Below are 22,568 nucleotides of genomic sequence, written 5' to 3'. Positions count from 1 at the left end.
TGATGAAAGATAAAGGTATTTTACGAGATACTAGAAAAAATACTATGATTAATGTTGGCTTTTTATCTTTATTGAAAAGTTTAATCTACTAAGAACTGGTAAATAATATCTGCACCTGTATCTAAGTTGGTGTAATCTGCTTGTAGTCGCCAATTTTTATCTAAGCGATAGATAGCTTGTACTAGTTGTTCACCAGTAAAGATACCAACACCATAGTTAATGTATAAATGTGGCGTTAATGCTTTACCAATAAATAGTGCTGTATTATTTTGATTACCAGTTTGCGTAGCAGCAGGTGATGTAGGTTGAAGCTGATCAGTTAAGATTTGTCCTTGTTGAATTGTACCAAATGAAATATCGGTAATACCAAATTTACTTTGAACATCTTGAAGGATAACAGAGCTGCCACCATTAAGTGCTAATGCGAGTGCTGCAGATGATAGTTGTTGCTGCTGCTCTTTAGAAAAGTTATCACTATTATCTAATGATTGACCTAAAACAATATAACTTAAAATATTAGCTTGTGACATAGCAGGGGTTGAAAAGAAAGAAACAATTGGACTTTTTAATGTGCCAAGTACATGAACACCAATAACATCTGGTGAATTTAATGATAATTGTTGTTGTGCTGGAATTTGATAATTAGCTGTAATATTCAAATATGGATTATCAAGTGGGCTATTGGTGAATGAGACAGCGGAACTATCTTGAATCATAAATTGCTTGCCATAGAAAGTATATACGGCATCTTTTAGGCGAACTTTACCTGCTGCAACTGCATTTTGATGTGGTTGAGCTTGAATATTTAATTTTCCCGTAAAATAGGACTTAAGTCCAAAACCATAAAGTTTGGTGTCATCGCCTAAAAGAAGTTGTAAATTAAGTGCTAATGGAATTTTAGTTGTTATAGCAACTGGTCGATTATCAGCACTCACATAGACAACATCGGCTTGCATCTGATTAGCACTTGATAAGTTAGGTAAGTCATCACCATGGATTTTAGCATGATCAATTGAAATGTGACCACTTAATTTAAACTCGCTATCATAATCATATATTAATGCAAGATCAGGGGATATGGTTAGTTGGATAGGAGGAATATTGGCGATTTCAATATTATTGCCTTTTAAAGTACTTTGAATGATTAGTTGTTTATCCCAATTAATATCAGCATTAAAGTTAAGTGGTTTATTTTTGCTATAGCCACTGCCGGTTACTTGCCAATGTTTATTTTTTCCTTGTGCTCTTAGTGTAATTTGATTAATTTCACTATTGTAATTATACAGTTGAACTTTAGCATTTTGGATATTAGCAACACCAGAGATATTTGGATCAGAAAGTACACCGCTTAACGCTAACTGACTATTTAAATTACCACAGATATTAACAGGATATTTAGTTAGGAAGTTTAAGAATCCAAGATCATTAATCTCTGTACTTAATGTGCCTTTCATTCTAATTTCATTAAGCTGATTAAAATGATGAATATTGGTTAAAAGCAGGTCTAATTTGACATTAGATTTATGGTTGATGCTTGTATGAGTATTAACCGTTGCTGCGTGGTCAAATTGACTAAATGAAAAGTCAATAAAATCAATAGTCGTATACTTTTCTTTTTGAATTAAAGCATCAGATAAAGAACCTAAACGTAAATTGATTGAATCAAGGTCTGCTTGCATCGTTAGCCAAGTAGGAAACCATTTTACGTTATAATAAAATATCTTTGTGTTAAGTAGGCCATTTTCAGTTTCTAGTCTGGGAAGTAGCAGTTTAAAGTAAGGGTCGGGTTTTGTATGTGTTTGAAGTCTAGCTTTGACAAAGTAGTTTGATAAACTAAATGTACTACATATACTTTGTTTGCCTGATAAAAGACAAACATTTGGTACCCTTAAATATGCTCTATCAGTATTAAAAGTTATTGCATGGCTTTGATAAAGCAACCATTGGCCTAATGTTTTATCATTGATCTTGCTATCTAAAAGACTAAAAGACCAAATATTATCTTTTTTTTCACCTTTAAGGTTGATCTTTGCTGTTAAACCTTGTGGTGTGTTTATTTTTAAACTTGAGTCCAAATAATTATTTCTAAGGCTAATGCGTGCATCATAATTTCCAAGGGAATGTTTAAGGTATTTAGCATTATTAAACTGAACTAAGGTTGATAGGCCTGGATTTGATAATGTGCCATATAAATAACCATCAGACTGTAAGTGGCCGGATATATCAGGTAAGAATCGATTAACATTATCTATATTTGCTTGCCAAGAAAAATCAAAAAGAGGGTATATTTTGCCATTTGCTTTAATATATTGGTTATGATCACCTAAAAGAAAATGACTAAGAAAAATACTTTTACCTGCCTGTTCTAATCTAAACTGGCAGGCTTGACGATATCGATTCACAGTTAACGTGCAATCAGTAAAACTCATCGTTTGTGTTTGATCAATTTTATAATTAATAATGTGGCTAAGGTCAACTGCCATAGATAATTGGACTGTATCTAATTGAGCGGGAAATTTATATCTGGGTATATTTAAAGATAAGTCACTTTTTAAAACATTAGTATCAGGTGTAAAGTTAAATATAGCATTTCCTAATCCAATAGTGCTATTAAACTGTTTAACATCTAGTCTAACATTTTTATCTGAAGCTTTAAGATATGCTTTAGCAAATAATTCTTGTGAAAATACAGTACCATTGAAAATAACTTTTGCTGCAAAGTAGTGTTTAAGCGGTGCATCAATTTCTGCATTTGCAATTATGTTTGTGTTGCTAATTTCAGGTCTTAAATTTAAATTTGCTTTAAATTTAAATGGAGGCTTAAGAAATAATGTCCCATTTACAGAATAGGCATCTGTTGGTATGTCTTTATAAAAAAATGATCCATTTGAAATGCGAAGTTGGTGGTTTACTAATTGTGCTTTGGTGTAAAAATTTTCAGCATGGACTGTAGTATGCTGATCAACATAGACTTGTATATTTTTAATACGAATACTTTTGGCGTAGGTTGGCCAATTAAAATCATTATCATGATCATCGTCATTTTTATTTTGACTGTCGTCGTCATGATGATCTGTATTAACGGTTACTTTAACATTATCAGCAATAATAGAATTAATATTAAAAGTACCAGCAATTAAAAGTTGTGGATACCATTTGACTTGTGCTCCTTTAATCTCCACTGATGTTTCATCGATATGAACATTAATTTTACTAATATAAAAGTTACTTAATGTTCCTTTTAGGTCTTTACTTTGGATTTCAATGCCATGTGAATTTAAGAAAAAGTTAGCACCTGCGATAATGATTTTTAAGCCACTATGAGTATAAAAAAGCATAACGCCAAATATGAAAATACCAATTAAAAAGCTAAGTAATATTGTTGAAGAGTATTTAATGGTTTTCTTCATTTAAAAATAAGTTCCTATACTAAAATCAAATCGCCAATGTTCATCACCACTATTTAATGTGCGTGTTAAATAGCCTACAACTGGCCCTAAAGGTGAACGCCAGCTCAATCCAATTCCTGCGGCATGCAACGGGCTAACATCATTAAATTGGTTAAAAGCATTACCTACATTATAGTAGAGAACGGTGCTGAAATTACCATAGATGCGTTGCTCAATACCTGCACTAGCAGTTAGTAAATAGCGCCCACCAGTTAAATTGCCATCTAATTCAGGGCCTTGGCTTAAATAAGCATAACCGAGTAACGTTCCAATGCCTCCCGCATAAAAACGAAACTCAGGCGCAATGGTTGTAATATCATTTGTAGAAAGTGCACCAAAATTATAACTGGAAATAAACCGTGTCCATTGAGCATAGATAGGCAAAGCAATCCTTAGTGTCGCTAGATTTCTTATAAATGCTTCATCTGAAATATGATTAATGGATGGTGCTGCTTGAACAAGATCGCTAAACATAAAGCCATTGTCAAAAAAACCGTCAGGTTGGCGGTGACTGTATGATACATTAACACTTGGTACTAAATAATTAGCAGAAGATGTATCGCTATTTAATGGCGTGGTATAGCGTATAATATATTCATGTAATCCTAAATTAACTGAAATGCTTTTAGTAATATTGTCGATATAGTTAATGCCGATTAACGTTTCTAATGCCTGATAGGGAATTAAATCATAAAGGCTTTGCTGCGCATTAATACTCCAATAAGTATGAACAGGATCTTTACCAGGGATTAAGTATTGAGCTAAAAAAGAGGTATTAATCTTTGAGACTTGTAATTGTAGTGATGCATTATGACCATCAGCTGATAAATGTGGATAGGTGGCACCTAAAGTCATTCTTGGGCCTGTAAATGTACCATAACCAAGACCGATCGAATAAGCTTGTGACTCACGAGCAACCACTTCAACTCTAATTGGTACTTCACCTGTATGTGAGTTTCTTTTTTTTAAGTTTGGAATAACCGATACACTTGAAAAATAAGCACTTTGATCAAGTTGTTTTTGTGTTTTATTAATTTGACTGGCATCATAGGTTTGCCCTTGTTTAATTGGTATGAATTTTTTAAGAAAATCAGTATCAAAGAGATATTTTTTTTGGATAATTGTAATTTTGCCATAATGGTAGCGTTTACCTAAGGTAATATGAAAATCTATTTCAGCAGTATGATTATCTTTATTGACAAGAATTTTGCTACTATCTAAAACAGCATCAAGATAACCTGCTTCATTAACCGTTGTTAAAACTTGGCTTTTTGCAGATAGATAGTCATTTTGAATTAGAACTGTATCTTCTTTTATTGGTAGTGATTTTAATAACTTTTGGTCTAAATGGTAGATTTTTGGTGTTGTTGTAATTTGAATTTTCTTGATGATCGTTGGTTGATTTAACTTAATGTTAATGTCAATTAACCATGTGTTTTCTTCTTGTTTGAGAGAAACATTTACATCGGGAGTAAAGTAACCAAAATTAATTAGCGTGTTTTTTGTTTCTTCTGGGATTGAATTATAAAAAAGCCTTAAATGATTAATATCTTCAAGCGCATAGGATTTATATCGTAGAATAGATAAGTTATTTTTTATTTGCTCAATGATTTTGTCATTCTCTGTGACAGTTGGAATTAAATTGTTAGTTGTTGTGGTAATTAAATTACCATTAGATGAAATATTAATACTTACTTCAAGATTTTTCTCTTCTGTATTTTTGTTTTTTTCATTTGTTGATGCATAACCTAAATTAGAAGCAATCAGTAAAATGATTAAAAATAGTAATGGTATCGTTTTCACATAAGGTTGATTAACGTCAATATTCATAATGATAAATCTATAGTTTAAGGTCTATTTTATCAAGTAGTATTTTGTTTTTATCTTTATAACAAGTACAATGGAAATACTTAATTGCTATGATGGTTATTTAATTTACTAAGAATATGAATAAAAACGAAAAATGGATCTTGGAAGCATTAAAATGTGCGCGTTTCGCCCAATCCATTGGAGAAGTTCCAGTTGGTGCTGTATGTGTTATGGATGATCAATTAATCTCTAAAGGTTGGAATCAAACGATTTCAAGCTGTGATCCAACTGCACATGCAGAGATTATCGCTTTAAAAGAAGCAGCAAAAGCAATTGGTAATTATCGCTTATTAGAAATTGATCTTTATGTGACACTTGAGCCATGTATTATGTGTGCCGGTGCAATAGTCCATAGTCGGATTAATAAACTAGTTTATGCAGCAGACGATCCTAAAACAGGTGCAATTTGTACCCAGATGAAGTTATTTGAAACGCCTTTTTTAAATCATCATCCAAAAGTTATTTCAGGTGTTTTAAAAAAAGAGGCATCTGATTTGTTAAGTTCTTTTTTTAAACAACGACGTCTTGAAATAAAGCAAAATAATAAAAAGATATAGTCATGAAGAAAACTAAAGGAATTTGTTATGAGTATGCGCCACTTCAACAATTAAATACATGGCGTATTGGTGGGCAAGCGCGTTATTTATATAAGCCAGAAAATATAAATGATTTATCTAAATTTTTAAAAAATAATATTGATAAGTTACCTGTAGTTGCATTAGGGCTTGGTAGCAATGTTTTATTATATGATGGATTAATTAATGCTGTGTTTATCCTCTTTAGAAATACCATTAAGCACTCTGAAATTAATTTAGATGAACAAACAATTGTTGTTGGTTGTGGGATGCCATGTCCAACGGTTGCAAGAAAAGCATTAAAAAGTGGTTTTAATAATCTGAATTTTTTAGCTGGTATTCCTGGTACAATTGGGGGTGCTTTAAGAATGAATGCCGGTGCATTTGGTGGTGAGATTTGGCCTGAGGTTATCAATGTAACGCTAATAAATTATCAAGGAGACTTAATTCATAAAACTAAAGATGAAATAGAATATGGCTATCGATCACTAAAAGCAAATTTTGATGGTTATTTTGTTGAAGCAACGCTTAAACTTAGTCATCGGCCGCAAGGTTCTAACGATTCGCTTAAAATATTATTAGAAAAAAGAAAAAATGCACAGCCTGTTGAATTAGCTAGCTGTGGCTCAGTGTTTAAAAATCCTCAAGGTGATTTTGCTGCACGACTGATTGAATCATGTGGTTTAAAAAATTATAGTATTGGTGATGCAGTAGTTTCATCAAAGCATGCTAACTTTATTGTTAATCGAGGCAAAGCAAAGTTTAAAGATGTGATTAATTTAATGGAATATGTATATAAACAAGTCGAAAAAAAATTTGCTGTTCAACTAGAACCAGAAGTGAAAATTATAGGAGCAGATGGTGAGTATAGAAGCATTTGGTAAGGTTGGTTTAATTTATGGTGGTTGTTCAAGTGAGCGCGAAGTATCTCTAAACTCAGGGCGTTCAGTAGCTAATGCATTAAAGCTTTTGGGAGTTGATAGTGTTTTATTGGATGGTGATGGCTATTATTTGGTAGAGAGGATTAAACAAGATAATATTAGGCGATGCATTATTATGCAACACGGTGGTCAAGGTGAAGGTGGTGCCTTACAAAGTATGCTAGATGCGGTTGATGTTCCATATACTGGTAGTAGTGGAAAGGGTTGCTATCTAGCGATGGATAAGGCAATTAGTAAAGCAATTTGGCAACAATATCAGATACCTATGCCAAAAACACATAGGATGAAACATGCTACAGATATTGATGACTTAACTTTTCCTCTAGCAGTTAAACCAGTTAATCAAGGTTCAAGTATTGGTGTAACTAAGGTAAAAAATAAAGATCAGCTAGATGATGCTTATCAATATGCAGCACAGTTTGGAGATGTGATTGCTGAAAAATGGATAGAAGGTAAAGAAGTAACAGTTTCAATTGTTAATGGCCATGTTTTGCCATCTGTTTGGATAAAACCTAAACGTGAGTTTTATGATTATGAAGCTAAATATAGTAAAGATTCAGGCACAGAGTATATTTGTCCATCAGATTTAGATGAGCAAACTGAGGCGCGTATTAAAGAGATTGCTTTACTTGCTTTTGAGTCGTTACATTGTTCAGGTTGGGGGCGAGTTGACTTTATTGTTGATCATCAGATGAATCCTTATTTGTTTGAAGTTAATACGGTACCTGGAATGACAGAATTGTCATTGGTTCCGCGAGCTGCTAAAGCTTATGGCTGGGAATTTGATCAGCTTGTTTTAGAGATTTTAAAAACATCATTAAAGGGATAGTTCAAGGTTATTATTTATGCGCCTTAAATTAATTATTAAACTATTTATTTGTATTATTATTGTTATTGTTGGTTTTTGGGGGTGGTTTTATATTCATAAGCCAGGTCAATTCCCAATTAAAACAGTAAAAATAGATGGTACATATCACTATATCAGTCAATCGATGCTAAAAGATATCGTATTACCTCAAGTATCAAAAGGTTTTTTTAATCTTGATGTTAATAAACTACAAAATCAACTAGCAGAAATTCCAGGTATTCAATCAGCGGGAATTCGAAGAAGTTGGCCATCAACAGTACATGTAACATTGAAGGAATATTCTGCTAAAGCTTATTGGAATAAGCACTCTATTATTACTAAAAATGCATTGATATTTACGCCAAAAGTTATATTGAATTTATCTGAACTACCTCATTTTTATTCAAATAAAGTACATGCTAAACTTATGGTGTCAACCTATAACGCTCTTGAAACATTAGCAAAAAAAAATGCGTTTAGAATAGATGATTTAATTTTTACGGCTAATCAATGGTCGGTTAATCTCTCTGATGGAACAAGCATTATATTAGGTAGTAATAACCCAGTTGAGCAATTGAAAAAACTATTGAAAGTTTTAGCGGATGTTGAATCAAATAATAAACAGATTGTTCGTATTGATATGCGATATACCAATGGCTTTGCGGTTGATTTTAAGAAAAAATAAGCTTTATTGTACAGTTTAACATTCGTTTTCTGTCGATTTATGCTAAAGTAACAGTGGTAAATAGCATAAAGCTTGAAACGATAATTAGATCGATGACTCAAGCGGATAAAGTTTAAGTGAGGGAATGCATGTCTAGAGAGCCTGACAAACAGTTGTTAACTGCCTTAGATATTGGAACATCTAAAGTAGTGGCTATTGTAGCTGAGGTTAATGAAGGCGGTCGAGTTAATATTATTGGGTTTGGTACCCAGCCATCGAAGGGCCTTAAAAAAGGTGTTATTGTTAATATAGACGCAACAGTTAAAGCAATTCAAAAAGCCATTGAAGAAGCTGAGCATATGGCTGATTGTGAGATTGGTTCGGTTTGTGTTGGTATTGCTGGCAGTCATATTAATAGTTTTGATTCAACAGGTGTTGTAGCAATTCGTAATAGTGAAGTCTATCCTGATGATGTCGAGCGAGTAATTGATGCAGCTAAAGCAGTTCCTTTGCCAGCGGATCAAAGAATTATACATATATTACCACAAGATTTTCTAATTGACGGTCAAGGTGGCATCAAAGAACCAGTTGGTATTTCAGGCGTGCGTTTGGAAGCAAAAGTGCATATGGTGACAGGTTCAATTAGTGCGGTTCAAAATATTGTTAAATGTGTTAACCGTTGTGGTATTGAAGTTTCAGATGTGGTTTTAGAACAGTTAGCATCAAGTTATGCAGTTTTAACAGAAGATGAAAAAGAGCTAGGTGCATGTCTTGTCGATATTGGTGGCGGTACAAGTGATATTGCTGTATTTTTACACGGAGCAATTCGCCATACGAAAGTAATTCCAATTGCAGGAGCCCAAGTTACTAATGATTTAGCGCACGCATTAAGAATTCCAACCGATGTTGCTGAAGAAGTTAAAATTAACTATGGCAATGCCTTGATGCGAACTGTCAGAGATGGCGAGGTTGTTGAAGTACCTGATATCGCAGGACGTACGACAAGACGCCTTCCAGCGCAAACATTAGCCAGTGTTGTTGAAGCACGTTGTGAAGAGTTATTAACTTTAATTTATGAAGATTTAAATAAAAAAGGGCTTTTAGATCAATTAGCAGCCGGTATTATCTTGACTGGTGGTGCCGCTAAAATGCGTGGTTTAATAGAATTAGCTGAAGAAGTCTTTCGAGTACCGGTACGTTTAGGTGTACCTCAGTATGTCACAGGTTTAAGTGATATTATGCATAATCCAATGCATGCAACTGGTGCAGGTTTATTATTATATTCGCAATCTCAACAGACAGAATCGATGCCCTTTGATTCAGATGAGACAGATCGAGACGGTATTTGGAGAAAGATGACCAAGTGGTTTAGTAATCACTTTTAAAATGATTGATGAGTTTTTAGTTTAGTTATAGATGGATCAAGGAGTAAATCATGTTTGATGTTGCAGAATCTGTTATGGACAATGCAGTAATAAAAGTAGTTGGTATAGGTGGTGGCGGTGGTAATGCCGTTGAGCATATGCTAGAACACGGCATTGATGGTGTTGAGTTTATTTGTGCTAATACAGATGCACAAGCTTTGAAGAATTCATCATCTAGAACAGTTATTCAAATTGGTAGTGAGTTAACCAAAGGCTTAGGTGCTGGTGCAAACCCTGAAGTTGGTAAGCGTGCTGCACAAGAAGATCGTATGCGAATTCAAGAAGCTTTACAGGGTGCTGATATGGTCTTTATTACTGCTGGTATGGGTGGTGGTACTGGTACTGGTGCTGCACCTGTAATTGCAGAAATTGCGAAAGATATGGGGATTTTAACGGTAGCGGTAGTAACAAAACCATTTCCGTTTGAAGGCAGAAGAAGAATGCAAATTGCTGAAAATGGTATTGCTGAATTAGCTGAAAATGTTGATTCATTAATTACCATTCCTAATAGCAAGTTGCTTAGCGTATTAGGTAAAAATATTAGCCTTTTAGATGCTTTTAAAGCTGCTAATAGTGTACTTCAAGGCGCTGTACAAGGCATTTCTGAATTAATCACCAAGCCAGGTTTAATTAACGTTGACTTTGCAGATGTAAGAACGGTTATGGCTGCAATGGGTGTAGCAATGATGGGTACTGCAATGGCTACTGGTGAAAATAGAGCTAGAGAAGCAGCTGAAGCAGCTGTTGCATCGCCATTGTTAGAAGACATTAACCTAGAAGGTGCGCGTGGTGTGTTGGTAAATATCACTGCAGGTATGGATATGTCGATTGGTGAGTTTGAAGAGGTTGGTGAGGTGATTAAGTCTTTCACATCGGATCAAGCTACCGTTATTGTTGGTACTGTGATCGATCCTGAAATGACAGATGAACTACGTGTAACAATTGTTGTAACTGGCTTAGAAGATACTTCTTCCTCATCAAGAGTTGCACATCAACCAGAACATGGCTATGCAAGCCAGGGTAATGGACAATATAAACGTGCAGGTGGCAAGTTTGCACATCAAAATAAAGCACAGCAACAACAGCAATCAACTGGGCCTAAACGTGCAGCACCACAAGGAGCAAAAGAGCAAGGTAGTGCTAAAAAAGATGGTGAAAATGAGTATTTAGATATTCCAACATTTTTACGTAGACAAGCAGATTAAATTAAGGATTTTTAATTAAGTGGATAAACAGCAAACAATAAAAAAAGAAATTAGAATTGAAGGTATCGGGTTGCATTTGGGACAAGTTGTCACAATGATTTTAAAGCCAGCAGATATAGACTCTGGCATTGTATTTAGAAGGCTTGATTTGATTCCTAGTGTCGATGTACCCATTACAGTTAATGGTATTCAAGAAGCACTATTATGTTCAGCTTTAGTTCAGGATAATGTACAAATTTCAACGATAGAGCATTTAATGAGTGCCTTATGCATGCTAGAAGTTGATAATCTATTGGTTGAAATTGATAGTGATGAACTACCTGTTATGGATGGTAGTAGCGAGCCTTTTTTAGAAGCCATTGAAAGGGTAGGGTTATTACAGCAAGATAAGCCTCGTAAATTTATTAAAGTTTTAAAACCGGTTCGAGTTGAGCATGAAGATAAGTTTGCAGAAGTGATTCCGTGTGATCAGACTAATTATCGTTTTGAGATTCAATGGGACCACCCTGTGATTGCATCCACACCGAGTGTGGTTGAGTTTAATGGTGAATATAATTGGTATAAAAGGGAAGTCTCTCGTGCAAGAACATTTGGTCTTGTATCGCAATTAGAGTATTTGCATGCGCATAATCGTGCGAAAGGTGCTTCTTTAGACAATGCCATTGGCGTGACTGATGATGGAGTAATGAATGAAGGCGGACTTCGTTATAAGGATGAGTTTGTCAAACATAAATTACTAGATGCTATTGGCGATTTTTATGTTGGTGGCGCAATTATTGGTTGTTTTAATTGTTATAAATCAGGCCACCATTTGAATAACATGCTACTAAGAAAGCTTTATCAAGATCAGTCAAATTATGAGATTATTTCTTAATTAGTTCTTTTATATTTTACCCTTAATTTAGCTTTTTTTCTTGTTTATAAGCACATTTCAAGCTATGTTAGAAATTAACTATTGTTAAAGAATGATTGTAATGAAAAAGAGGTTTTAATATGTTTTCATCAATTATAGTTATTATTATTTTATTATTGCTACTTGTTTATGTGGTTGTAACCTATAACCGATTAATCAGTGAAATTGAGGCTGTGAATAATTCTGAACGTCAGATTGATGTTCAACTTGATCGTAGATTTAAAGTATTTGAATCATTAATTAGTGCAGTGAATAAATATATGGATTATGAAAAAACAGTGCTAAAAGATGTAACTGCTTTAAGAGCAAAAGCACAAGATGCAAAACAAAGTGGTAATAAAGAAGCACAGTTTTCAGCAGAAAATGCATTATCAGCAATAGCTAAGGGTTTAACTGTACAGTTTGAAGCCTACCCTGAACTAAAGGCAAGTAACAATGTTATGCAATTACAAGAAGAAATTGCAAATACTGAAAATAAGCTTGCATATTCAAAACAAGCTTATAATGATTCAATTGAAGTATATAATGCAGATAAAAAGTCATTTTTTGCTTCAATGGTTGTTGCGCTTTTTAAAGGAAAATTAAATAAAGCATTTGTTTATTGGAATGTTTCAGAAGAAAGACGGGATGAATTAGAAGACTATACAGTAAAATTATAATTGTAAATTGATAAAATATGGCATTTGAAGTTCAAGATACCGGAAATTGGCGCAAAGTTATTCGAAAGAATCGAACTAAGACGCGTTGGGTAATCTTTCTATTTATTTTACTATTTCTATGTTTAGGGGCTGCAATTGACTATCTTTGGAGTTACCTTTGGGTCTATTACCATCACAAGGTTCATTTAAGTTTCCAAGAAGTAATACAGTTATTTTCTCATTATGATTTTATACCCTATGCTACGATTATTACAACAGTAGGTTCCATTATTTGGGTTGGATTAACTTTTCTTTTATATGATAAAATCATGTTAACAGGAACGCGTTATAAAGAAATTAACCAACAAACACAAGGTCAATTAGAAAAAAGAATTTTCAATGTTGTTGAGGAGATTAAAATCTCAGCTAATATGAATTTTATGCCGCGTATTTATTTAATTGATGCAAACTATTTAAACGCTTTTGCTAGTGGTTATTCTGAGAAAAATGCTTTGATTGCAATTACACGCGGATTAGCTGAAAACTTAACTCGGGATGAGTTACAAGCAGTACTTGCACATGAGTTGACACATATTCGTAATCAAGATATTAAATTAAATCTATTTGTTGCTGCACTATCAAATATGCTAATGTTTATTTTAGATATGTTATATCTATCAACTGCATCATTAGCATTTAGGCGAACTCGCTCAGGTGCGAGAGCTGTGAATAATGGTGCAGCCATGCTTTTTATGGTTGCATCAATTCTACGTTTTATATTACCTTTAATTACTGCTGTTTTACGGTTATTTTTATCCAGGTCGCGTGAGTATATGGCAGATGCAGGGGCTGTACAGTTAATGAGAAATAATGAGCCATTAGCACGAGCATTAATTAAGATTAATCAAAGTTATCAAGATGCTAATCTAGCAAGGGAACTTAATAAACAAACTAATGAACGAATGCGCAAAGCATCTTATATTTATAATCCAAATAAAGCATCACTAAATGATGAAAATCAAAGTGATATATTTTCAACTCATCCAAGCTTATCAAAACGATTAAAAGCAATTGGTATTAAGCTAACCAATCAATCTTGAAACATATTATAAATAGGGTAATAGATTAAATGAGGTAGCTATTTGTAAACCAATAATAATAACTCCGGCGAGTAAAGTTAGAATTAATACAGTTTTTTTGGCCAGTGTATGTGTATTATTGTCTTTACGTATTTTCCAGACCATTAATACTGGTAGAATGATTAATAAAATAGCAACAAAAATACTTGCATAGCCTAACGCAAGAACAAAACCTCTTGGATAAAACAGTACAAATATTAAAGGCGGTAGATAGGTAATGACAAATGCGATAATTCGGCTAAAATGCTTTTTCGGATGTAAATTATAGGTATCTTGGTTAAAGTGATATAAGCCCATTGTAACGCCCAGAAATGAAGTTGTAATTGCAACACTAGTAAAGGCATTAGCAATGCGTGCAATATAACCAATATGCAATGATTGTTCTAATGAGTTAATTAGTCCATTAATAGAATCACCATGTTCTGCAATCATTTTAAAGCTATTATCACCAAATAAAGGTATGGTACCTAATGTGACAATTTCCCATAATATATAGATAAAAAGTGGAATGGTACTACCAATAAAAACGACAACCCTTAAACTTTGAAAATTAGATGGATCATCACCAAAATATCTACGGATGCTAGGGATAACAATGTGAAATCCAAAAGAAGTAATTAGAATTGGGAAACTATACCACAGATAATTTATATTAGGTGTTTGAATATTTAAATAAGGTACTGAAATATAGGGTGAGATAACGATTGCTAATGCAAAAAATAAGATAGCTTTAATGGTGATAAGTAATTTATTTAAATGATCAACTGCATGTAATCCCCAATAAATAAAGCTTCCTAACACTAAAATAATAATAATTGCACTTTGCCATGTTGTTGTGCCTAAGAGCTTATCAAGTATTTCAGAACCTCCAGCAATATAGGCAGCTGATAAAGAGTATAGTAATAGAACATACGATATCCAGGTAATGATTTGTCCTGGAATACCAAGTGTTTTAATTGCCATTGAGTTAAAATTAGTACCGCTTTTAAATTGTAAGTTAATTTCAGTAATTAATTGTGCGGTAATGGCCATTAATACCCAAGTGATAACTAATAATCCAAGTGAAATTTTAAAACCATTTGCTGCAGTGATCATAGGCAGTGCTAACATACCAGCACCAATAGAAGTGCCTGCAATAATTAAAGTAGCACCTAGTTTTTTTATAAAGGTAAGTTGTTGCATTGTTGATTTTTAGACTAAATTATACTGAAATTCCAGTATATAAGCTTAGATTAAATGATCAAGTAATTATTGATAGTTTACATATTAGGATAATACCATAATGTTTGTTTTTTATTCAACTTTGCATAGTACATTGCAACATTAGCACGATCAATAACTTCACTTGGCAGATTAAATTGTTGAGGAAAACAACAAAGGCCAATATTAGTTGATATTCGAATCGTTTTATGATCAATTTCATAGGGTTCATTAATGGCATCAATAAGCTTACTAGCAACGTATGTCGCATGCTCTGTTTCTTTAATCTGATCTAGAATAATTGCAAAATGATCTTCTTCTAATCGTGCAGCAAAATCACTTGTTCTGATATTTTTATTAATTCTTTCTGCAATTAATTTCAATAATTGATCGCCAGCTTCATAGCCTAATGAGTCATTAATTAAATGGAATTTATCTAGGTCAATTAAAAGTAATGCGGATAAGCGACTATATCGCTGTGCAGCATGAAAGTATTGTTCTATTTTGTGTCTAAAAGCATTTTGGTTGGCTAGTTTGGTTAACGGATCATAGTCAATTAATTTATGAATTTTCTGTTCTTTATCTCTTTTTTGTTGTTTAAATTTAATACGCTTAATACTTTCATTGATTGTATTGGTAAGTTTTGGTGCTGATAATTTATTCTTACTTAGGTAATCAACTGCACCTGATTTGATTGCTTTAGCTGCAACTTCATTACTGCCCTGGTTGGTAAGCATAATAATGTTATGGAGCTGATTCGGTAGCTTTTGATGTAGCATTTTAATAAAATCAAGTCCATTTATTCCTGGTAGTGTGTAGTCAACTAAAATACAATCTGGTGTATGTAAATGGCAGTATTTAATTGCAGAATCTGCATCAAATAGCTCTTTAATATCAAATTGCTGTTGATTTTGTTGGACGAGTAGCTGGCGAATTAGTTGTCGATCTTCTTGGTCATTATCGATAACTAAAATTTGATAATTATTATTCATTGAATGACCTCAAATTTGTATTAATTATTGTTAAATGATCAATTTAAATAATTGGACATATTAAAGTGTAGTTTATATTGTGATTTATTCAATAAATTGAGTATGAGAAATGATGCTAATCTCTTGACTGATAGCTATCTTATGAGGTTGAATAAGACTTTAGATATAAATGCTTACAAATTAAAATTTTATAGTTCGCTTAAAATTAAGTGATATCAAAACGGAGTAACTATTTATGGCAGATTATTATCAATTATTAGGTGTCAATAAAAGTGCGAGTGCTCAAGAGATTAAAAAAGCATATCGACGTCTAGCAAAAAAGTATCATCCTGATGTAAGTACTGAAAAAGATGCTGAAGATAAATTCAAGCAGGTTCAAGATGCTTATGAAGTATTAAAAGATGAAGAAAAAAGAAAGCTATATGATCAGTTTGGAGGTCAGTGGCAGCAGGCGAAGGATTCAATGGCTAAAGGAGGGCATACATCAACTAATCAAGGTGATTATCAGTATTCCTCTTCAGATCAATATCATGGTTTTGAAGGTTATGAAGATATTTTTGCAGATTTGTTTGGTCGTAAACAACAAGGCAGTTATAAACGTTATCAATCACAAGGTACATCATTTGATATACCAGGACAAAATTTGCATACAAAGGTTAATATATCGATTGATGATGCCCTAAAAGGTGTTGAAAGAACCTTACATTTTACCTATCAGGATATAAATCAAAGTGGTCAATTAACCCAAAAGGAAAAAAAATTAAAAGTAAAAATACCAAAAGGCATTACCAATGGTCAACAGATTCGATTAAAGGGGCAAGGTTCTGAAGGTTATGGAAAAGGGCAAAATGGTGATTTGTTTATTGAAGTAAATGTAGAATCAACACAACAATTTAAAGTTGTTGGTAACGATATTTTTTCTCATGTTCCTATTGCGCCTTGGGAGGCAGCTTTAGGTGAAGATATTTCAATTAATACACCAAATGGTCAAGTTAAACTTAAAGTGCCAGCACATACACAAACAGGTAAAAAAATGCGTCTTAAAGGAAAAGGTATCGCTAATGGAGATTTCTATGTTGTGCTAGATGTGATTTTACCGCCTGCAGTTTCTGATGAGCAAAAAGCTTTTTATAAAGAAATGAGCAATAAAATGGCATTTGACCCACGTAGCGATTTAATAGGAGCATAATGATGAAACTACATAAAGGTATTATTGCAGATAATGATTTACTTTCATTAGAACAAATATCAGAGATGTTGAGTGTTTCTGATAAAGTTGTCATTGAGTGGATTGAGCATGATGTTGTTTATGCCATTAAAAAAGATGGCAGTTATTATATAGCTTGTGATCAGTTGACAAGAGTAAAATCAGCGCTTCGCTTAGCTAAAGATTTAGGTGTTAATGCGCCTGGAATTGCAATTATTTATGAGCTAAGACAAAGAATTAAGGCATTAGAAGCATTAATTGAAGTTGAATAAATAATATTAATTTACCTCAATTTTTGATGGGTTTTTATCAGTTTTAAAATAATAAGATATTAGGAGGTTTAAAAACAAAAGAGATAATAATAATGAAGTTAAATAACTCAGTTGAATCACCGTTAGCTTTATTTGATACAGTAGAGCATACTTTCCAAAATAATTTTATTCCTAGCCAAGTTCATAATGAAGAAGAATATCTTTATGCAAAAAGATTTTTAAAGCTTTATAGTAAACATATGGGGACGTATAATTCATATAGAAGAGAAATAGAAAGGTTGTTGCATTGGTGCTGGTTAATTAAACATAAATCAATTAAAGAGTTAACAGCAGATGACTTATACAATTATATTCAATTTTGTAAGTCACCGCCTGAAAGTTGGGTTGGCCTTACTAAAGCCAGGCGTTATTTAAGAGAAGGTTTTAAACGTGTTCAAAATCCAGCTTGGCGACCTTTTGCGATTCAGTTAACTAGAGAGGAATTTAAGAGTATTCACAAATATAAAAATAAACCATTTAAGTTAAGTAATGATTCATTAAAGGAATTAATCGCTATTTTAAGTACATTTTATAATTTTTTATTAAATAAAAAGTATGTCAAAAAAAACCCAATGATCTTATTACGTTATCGTTTTTCGTTAACGCCAAAAGTAAGTATGCAAACTGAGAAAAAAAATACAACTTTAAGTTCTAAAGAAGTTGAAAAAATTATTATGCATACCAAAAAAATGCTTCATAGTAATCAGTTTACAATAGAGCGCGCTTATTTTGTGCTAAGTATGATATACCATCTAAAAGTTTCTATTGCAGAACTAACGGTTAAACAGAAAACGATGCCGATGATGAATCATTTTTCTCAAGATGATTCTGGTAATTGGTTTTTTTATACGAATAATAATAGAAAACTTCCAGTAAACCAAAAAGCATTAAACGTTTTGGTAAGATGGCGGCATTATTTAGGGTTAGCAGATTTACCTAATCACGCAAAAACAGATAATGTACCATTAATTCCAAAACAAAGAGGCTTTGGTGCTGTTGCAACAACAACACACATCAAGCGTATTATCCAAGAAAGTATCGATGGAACTGTTGGATACTTAAAAGAAAATAGTCAAAGTGAGGAAGCAAAGATACTTGAAAATAGTAGTATTAAATCAGTTGTTAGCGGATTGCATCAACATAATGACTTAATTATTTAGTAGCCTTTGTATCAGTTGATTCAAAAATCTTATCAGCAGAAGCGGCAATAAAACCCTGATATAGTTTGCCTGAGTTATCTTTATAGCGTTTGGCAAATTCATAATAACTATTAGGAATAACATGACCACCTTGCTTAAACTGTACTTCAACTTGATTCGCTAACGTGCTAGATTGCTCCAATAGATCACTAGGTGTGCCTTTAATTTCACCACCTGAAGTATTAAGCTGATAGCTATTATCCTTAAGTAATTGGTTAACTTTTTCAATGCTATTTAGCTGCTTCATATGGTTAACATTCACTGTAAAATGATTGGCCCTAAAACCAAAAGCATAAACCCAGGCAGCGTACTCACTTTCAGATAATAAATTTTGGTAAATTTCATAATCTAATGGTGTTTGCCAAGGGGTGCCAGAATAAAGTAATTCTGTTGATGTTAATAAATCAGGGCTTATTTGATCAATTAAAGCTGTAACATAAGACTGTAAGCGCACACTAAAATCTTCAACTCTTAACTCACTGATGAAAATTTTTGGTAAATCTGCATTGTCTTTATGTTCATAGTGTTTAGCATTTAATTTTTTCAATGCAAAATCATATTGACCTTTTTCTTCATAACCAAGCTGCTTAAAAAATTTCGCTAAGTGCTCAACATTAACACGAGGGTCATTAAAGGTACGAATCGCAATATGATCATTAATAACTTCTTCACCTTGGCTAATAAATAACTGATGTATTTTTTCAGCTTCTGGGCTTTCAGAAATATATTGATGCCAAAGGTGATCAAATAATTGATTTAGTGTTATTTGACTCATAATTAAAATCCTTTTCTTTTATAAGTTAAATTCAATACCTTGCGCTAGTGGCATTTCTAATCCCCAGTTAATGGTATTAGTTTGACGACGCATATAAGCTTTCCAAGCATCAGAACCTGCTTCTCGTCCACCACCTGTGTGTTTTTCACCACCAAATGCACCACCAATTTCAGCACCTGATGTGCCAATATTAACATTGGCAATACCACAGTCACTACCTTTAGCTGATAAAAAGTATTCAGCTGTTCGTATATTTTGAGTGAAGATTGCTGATGATAAGCCGTAATCTACTTGGTTATTAATAGCAATGGCTTCATCAATTGTTTTATATGGCATAACATAAAGAATTGGTGCAAATGTTTCTTCATTTACAATGCTCCAGTTTGGATTAGCTTCGATGATGGTTGGCTCAACAAAAAATCCTTCTTTGTCAATTACTTTGCCACCAAAGTGTACCTTGCCACCTTCTTTATTAATCGCTTCAATCGCTCTCAAATAGCAATTAACTGAAGCTTGATCGATTAGTGGCCCCATATGGTTATTCGTATCTAAAGGATTACCTATTTTTAATTTGCTATAAGCTGAAGCTAATTCTTTAACAACTGTTTCATAGATACTTTCATGAACGATTAAACGTCTTAATGTTGTGCATCTTTGTCCAGCTGTACCAACAGCGCCAAATACAACAGCTGGTATTGTGCGTTTTAGATCGGCAGTTTCATCAATAATTGCAGCATTGTTGCCACCTAATTCAAGTAAAGCTTTACCAAAGCGTTCAGCAACTTGTCCACCAACTTGACGGCCAACAGGTGTAGATCCAGTAAATGAGATCATTGGCAGGCGAGTATCATTCACAAATGATTTTGAAAATTCAACATCATCTGATACAACCAGTGAAAAAACATCTGGGTAATTGTGTTCCTTCAATACTTCTTGGCATATTTTATGTACTGCTAATGCACAAAGTGGTGTTTTTTCAGATGGGCGCCAAATAACGGTATTACCACAAATTGCAGCAATAAATGCATTCCACGACCAAACAGCAACTGGGAAATTAAATGCGCTAATAACACCAACAATACCATAAGGGTGCCATTGCTCATACATACGATGCTCTGGACGTTCAGAGTGCATGGTTTTACCATAAAGCATGCGTGCTTGACCAACAGCAAAATCAGCCATATCAATCATTTCTTGAACTTCACCATCACCTTCTTGTTTTGACTTACCCATTTCAAAAGCAACCAATGAACCAAGGGCATCTTTGTAATAACGTAATCTATCACCAATTAAGCGAACAAGTTCACCACGTTTTGGTGCTGGTATTTGACGCCATTGAGTAAATGCATCATTAGATTTTTTAATTACTTCATCTAGTTGAGCATTGGAGGTAGTTTTTATACTGGTAATTTTATTACCAGTAATGGGTGTATGTGATACAAGCGTACTATTTGCATCATTATCAAGCCAGTGACTACCAATTGCGGTACCACTATGATTTTCAGTTAGTCCAAATGTATTAAGAATTGTTTTAATCTGATCATCTAAGCTAAGATTTTCAGATGATACATGTATTGTTGCTTGTGATTCAGTCATTGTTGTATCCATTATTTAAATCTCCGCGATTGCTTCAGCATTATTTGTAACGGTTTGAGTCTTTTTTAGGCTAGAAGATCCAAATGAAGTGTTATTGGTATTTTTGTTGTAATAGCTACCAAAGCGGTTGTTTAAGAAATGTGTAAAATTAATCTCTTCTTGTGTTGCTAATGGTCCTTTTAATGTTTTTTCTACAACAGCCATATCGATTGCGGCGCAAATACCAGAGGCAGTTGTCATCTGAATTGCAGTAAAAGTTTCTCCAAATAATGTTTTAGGATAGAATTTCTCTGCATAGTTTTCTTCAATCAATTTACCATCAATCGTACCTAATACTGAAACATAGACAAGGACAACATCACGTTTTGTTTCAGGTATAATATCTTCAAGAATATTTTTAAGTACGTCACGTTTTTGGTTTAAGCCAAGATCATTCATTAAAAACTGTAATTTTTCACAGTGACCAGGATAACGCATGGTCTTATAGTCCATGTTTTTAACTTTATCTCTATAAGTATCAATTAAAGAGCCAACACCTCCAGAAGTATAAAAAGCTTCATAATTTAAACCATCTAGTTGGATTTCTTCTAAACCTTCTAAAGCTGGAACAAGTGTTTTTTCACTATTCGCTAGAATTTCACATGGATTTCCATATTCATTAATAACGCCATCAGTTGACCAGGTTAATGCGTATTGCAGTGGGTTACTAACATTTAATGGTAGAGCACCAACACGCATTTTAACGTGCTCAATTTCATCAAACTTTTTGATTAGATCATTAGCAACAATACTAATAAATCCAGGTGCTAAACCACATTGTGGAATAAAAACAGTCTCATTATCTGTAGCAAGCGTACGGACTTTTTTAGTCACCTCAACATCTTCAGTTAAGTCAAAATAGTTTAATTTATGCTCTGCTGCAGCTTGTGCAACTTTTGGATTGCAAAAATAAGGTAGGCATGAAACAACAGATTGAATATCAAACTTTTTGATTAATGCGCTTAGGTGTCCATGATCATTGATATCACATGAAAGTGTTGTAATTTTCGTTTTTGTGTTTGGCGTTTTTTCAGGCTCTTTTAAGTCACCTAAATAAACTTGGTAGTCACCTGAGTCAGCTAATAAGCTTGCAACTAATGTGCCGATTTTTCCTGAACCTAAAACAAGAATATGATGCATGTGTAACCTCCTTGGTTAATCTTTACGATTTTCAATATTTGCACAACTAAACTTTGTATATGCTTAAATTTTTCCCGGTATCAGTATTTTATATTTTCGAATGAGTGTAAAGGTGAACTTGATATTTAAAGAGTCTATTTAATTATCAATATAATCAATCTGATCAATAGTAATGGTTAATTATTTTTTCTGTAACTATTTGAAATATATATATTAGTTATAATAAAACATGCTTATTAATAGACTGATTTTCTTTAAAAACGCATATAGAAGTCAATTAATAAGCTTTACTATACTTTGACGCGCTGCGATAATTTTGGTGTTATACTATTTGTGAAGATAAAAATAAGTATGGGTTGAATTAAATGGTACTTATTCCGTTTTTATTTGGATTAATATTTTTTCTGCTATTACTAATTAAAGTTTTAGGTGGCCAGATAAGTAT

19 protein-coding genes are annotated in these 22,568 nt (G+C 33.1%); 12 read left to right on the top strand and 7 right to left on the bottom strand.

The window, feature by feature from the left end:
- Window positions 1-80 precede the first annotated feature (80 nt).
- Together KFE69_09810 and KFE69_09805 are read right to left on the bottom strand one after the other, a co-directional pair.
- Window positions 81-3,410, bottom strand: a complete 3,330-nt coding sequence (locus tag KFE69_09810) for a translocation/assembly module TamB domain-containing protein (protein UTW41800.1) — start codon at window positions 3,408-3,410, stop codon at window positions 81-83.
- Entirely contained in the window at window positions 3,411-5,279 is a 1,869-nt protein-coding gene (locus KFE69_09805; protein ID UTW41799.1) for a BamA/TamA family outer membrane protein, read from the bottom strand. It lies immediately after the preceding gene.
- Between the two features lie 116 nt (window positions 5,280-5,395).
- Here KFE69_09805 and tadA point away from each other — a divergent pair, with 116 nt between their 5' ends.
- From tadA to htpX, 9 genes are all read left to right on the top strand, one after another.
- Complete coding sequence (gene tadA / locus KFE69_09800; GenBank protein ID UTW41798.1) at window positions 5,396-5,875, top strand: tRNA adenosine(34) deaminase TadA; 480 nt, start codon at window positions 5,396-5,398, stop codon at window positions 5,873-5,875.
- A 2-nt stretch (window positions 5,876-5,877) separates the two neighbouring features.
- Entirely contained in the window at window positions 5,878-6,777 is a 900-nt protein-coding gene (murB, locus tag KFE69_09795; GenBank protein UTW41797.1) for a UDP-N-acetylmuramate dehydrogenase, read from the top strand.
- Window positions 6,755-7,663, top strand: a complete 909-nt coding sequence (locus KFE69_09790) for a D-alanine--D-alanine ligase (protein ID UTW41796.1) — start codon at window positions 6,755-6,757, stop codon at window positions 7,661-7,663. The genes murB and KFE69_09790 overlap by 23 nt, the downstream gene beginning before the upstream one ends.
- A 16-nt stretch (window positions 7,664-7,679) precedes the next feature.
- Window positions 7,680-8,366 carry an FtsQ-type POTRA domain-containing protein gene (locus KFE69_09785; protein UTW41795.1) on the top strand — a complete coding sequence of 229 codons (687 nt, stop codon included), beginning with the start codon at window positions 7,680-7,682 and terminating at the stop codon, window positions 8,364-8,366.
- A 128-nt stretch (window positions 8,367-8,494) separates the two neighbouring features.
- Entirely contained in the window at window positions 8,495-9,730 is a 1,236-nt protein-coding gene (gene ftsA, locus KFE69_09780; protein UTW41794.1) for a cell division protein FtsA, read from the top strand.
- A gap of 50 nt (window positions 9,731-9,780) precedes the next feature.
- Window positions 9,781-10,974 carry a cell division protein FtsZ gene (ftsZ, locus tag KFE69_09775; protein UTW41793.1) on the top strand — a complete coding sequence of 398 codons (1,194 nt, stop codon included), beginning with the start codon at window positions 9,781-9,783 and terminating at the stop codon, window positions 10,972-10,974.
- Between the two features lie 19 nt (window positions 10,975-10,993).
- Entirely contained in the window at window positions 10,994-11,848 is an 855-nt protein-coding gene (gene lpxC, locus KFE69_09770) for a UDP-3-O-[3-hydroxymyristoyl] N-acetylglucosamine deacetylase (GenBank protein UTW41792.1), read from the top strand.
- A gap of 119 nt (window positions 11,849-11,967) precedes the next feature.
- Window positions 11,968-12,546, top strand: coding sequence for a LemA family protein (locus KFE69_09765; GenBank protein ID UTW41791.1), 579 nt, complete (start codon window positions 11,968-11,970; stop codon window positions 12,544-12,546).
- A 17-nt stretch (window positions 12,547-12,563) separates the two neighbouring features.
- Entirely contained in the window at window positions 12,564-13,625 is a 1,062-nt protein-coding gene (gene htpX, locus KFE69_09760; GenBank protein ID UTW41790.1) for a zinc metalloprotease HtpX, read from the top strand.
- Between the two features lie 6 nt (window positions 13,626-13,631).
- Here htpX and KFE69_09755 read toward each other — a convergent pair whose 3' ends face one another.
- Both KFE69_09755 and KFE69_09750 read right to left on the bottom strand, forming a co-directional pair.
- Window positions 13,632-14,846 carry an amino acid transporter gene (locus KFE69_09755; GenBank protein UTW41789.1) on the bottom strand — a complete coding sequence of 405 codons (1,215 nt, stop codon included), beginning with the start codon at window positions 14,844-14,846 and terminating at the stop codon, window positions 13,632-13,634.
- Window positions 14,847-14,923: 77 nt separating this feature from the next.
- Entirely contained in the window at window positions 14,924-15,856 is a 933-nt protein-coding gene (locus KFE69_09750; GenBank protein UTW41788.1) for a GGDEF domain-containing response regulator, read from the bottom strand.
- Window positions 15,857-16,091: 235 nt separating this feature from the next.
- Between KFE69_09750 and KFE69_09745 the strand changes: the two genes are divergently transcribed.
- The 3 genes from KFE69_09745 to KFE69_09735 all read left to right on the top strand — a co-directional run bounded on the left by KFE69_09745 (window position 16,092) and on the right by KFE69_09735 (window position 18,534).
- Window positions 16,092-17,045: a DnaJ domain-containing protein gene (locus KFE69_09745; GenBank protein UTW41787.1), complete on the top strand. Its 954-nt coding sequence runs from the start codon at window positions 16,092-16,094 to the stop codon at window positions 17,043-17,045.
- A 2-nt stretch (window positions 17,046-17,047) separates the two neighbouring features.
- Window positions 17,048-17,335, top strand: coding sequence for a hypothetical protein (locus tag KFE69_09740; GenBank protein UTW41786.1), 288 nt, complete (start codon window positions 17,048-17,050; stop codon window positions 17,333-17,335).
- Window positions 17,336-17,427: 92 nt separating this feature from the next.
- On the top strand, window positions 17,428-18,534 hold the full coding sequence (locus KFE69_09735) for a hypothetical protein (protein ID UTW41785.1): 1,107 nt from the start codon (window positions 17,428-17,430) through the stop codon (window positions 18,532-18,534).
- Here the strand turns inward: KFE69_09735 and KFE69_09730 are convergent.
- From KFE69_09730 to KFE69_09720, 3 genes are read right to left on the bottom strand one after another with little or no spacing between them, the layout of a single operon-like run.
- Entirely contained in the window at window positions 18,527-19,348 is an 822-nt protein-coding gene (locus KFE69_09730; GenBank protein UTW41784.1) for a DUF1338 domain-containing protein, read from the bottom strand. The genes KFE69_09735 and KFE69_09730 overlap by 8 nt on opposite strands.
- Before the next feature lie 18 nt (window positions 19,349-19,366).
- The gene (locus KFE69_09725) at window positions 19,367-20,944 is read right to left on the bottom strand and encodes an aldehyde dehydrogenase family protein (protein ID UTW41783.1); all 1,578 of its coding nucleotides are present in this window, start codon (window positions 20,942-20,944) and stop codon (window positions 19,367-19,369) included.
- Window positions 20,945-20,959: 15 nt separating this feature from the next.
- Window positions 20,960-22,123 carry a saccharopine dehydrogenase NADP-binding domain-containing protein gene (locus KFE69_09720; protein UTW41782.1) on the bottom strand — a complete coding sequence of 388 codons (1,164 nt, stop codon included), beginning with the start codon at window positions 22,121-22,123 and terminating at the stop codon, window positions 20,960-20,962.
- Window positions 22,124-22,568: the final 445 nt, after the last annotated feature.

Source organism: bacterium SCSIO 12844 (assembly GCA_024397935.1).
Lineage (GTDB): Bacteria > Pseudomonadota > Gammaproteobacteria > Francisellales > Francisellaceae > M0027.
The sequence above is the reverse complement of the archived record's forward strand: the minus strand, read 5'-3'. Positions and strand labels throughout refer to the sequence as shown.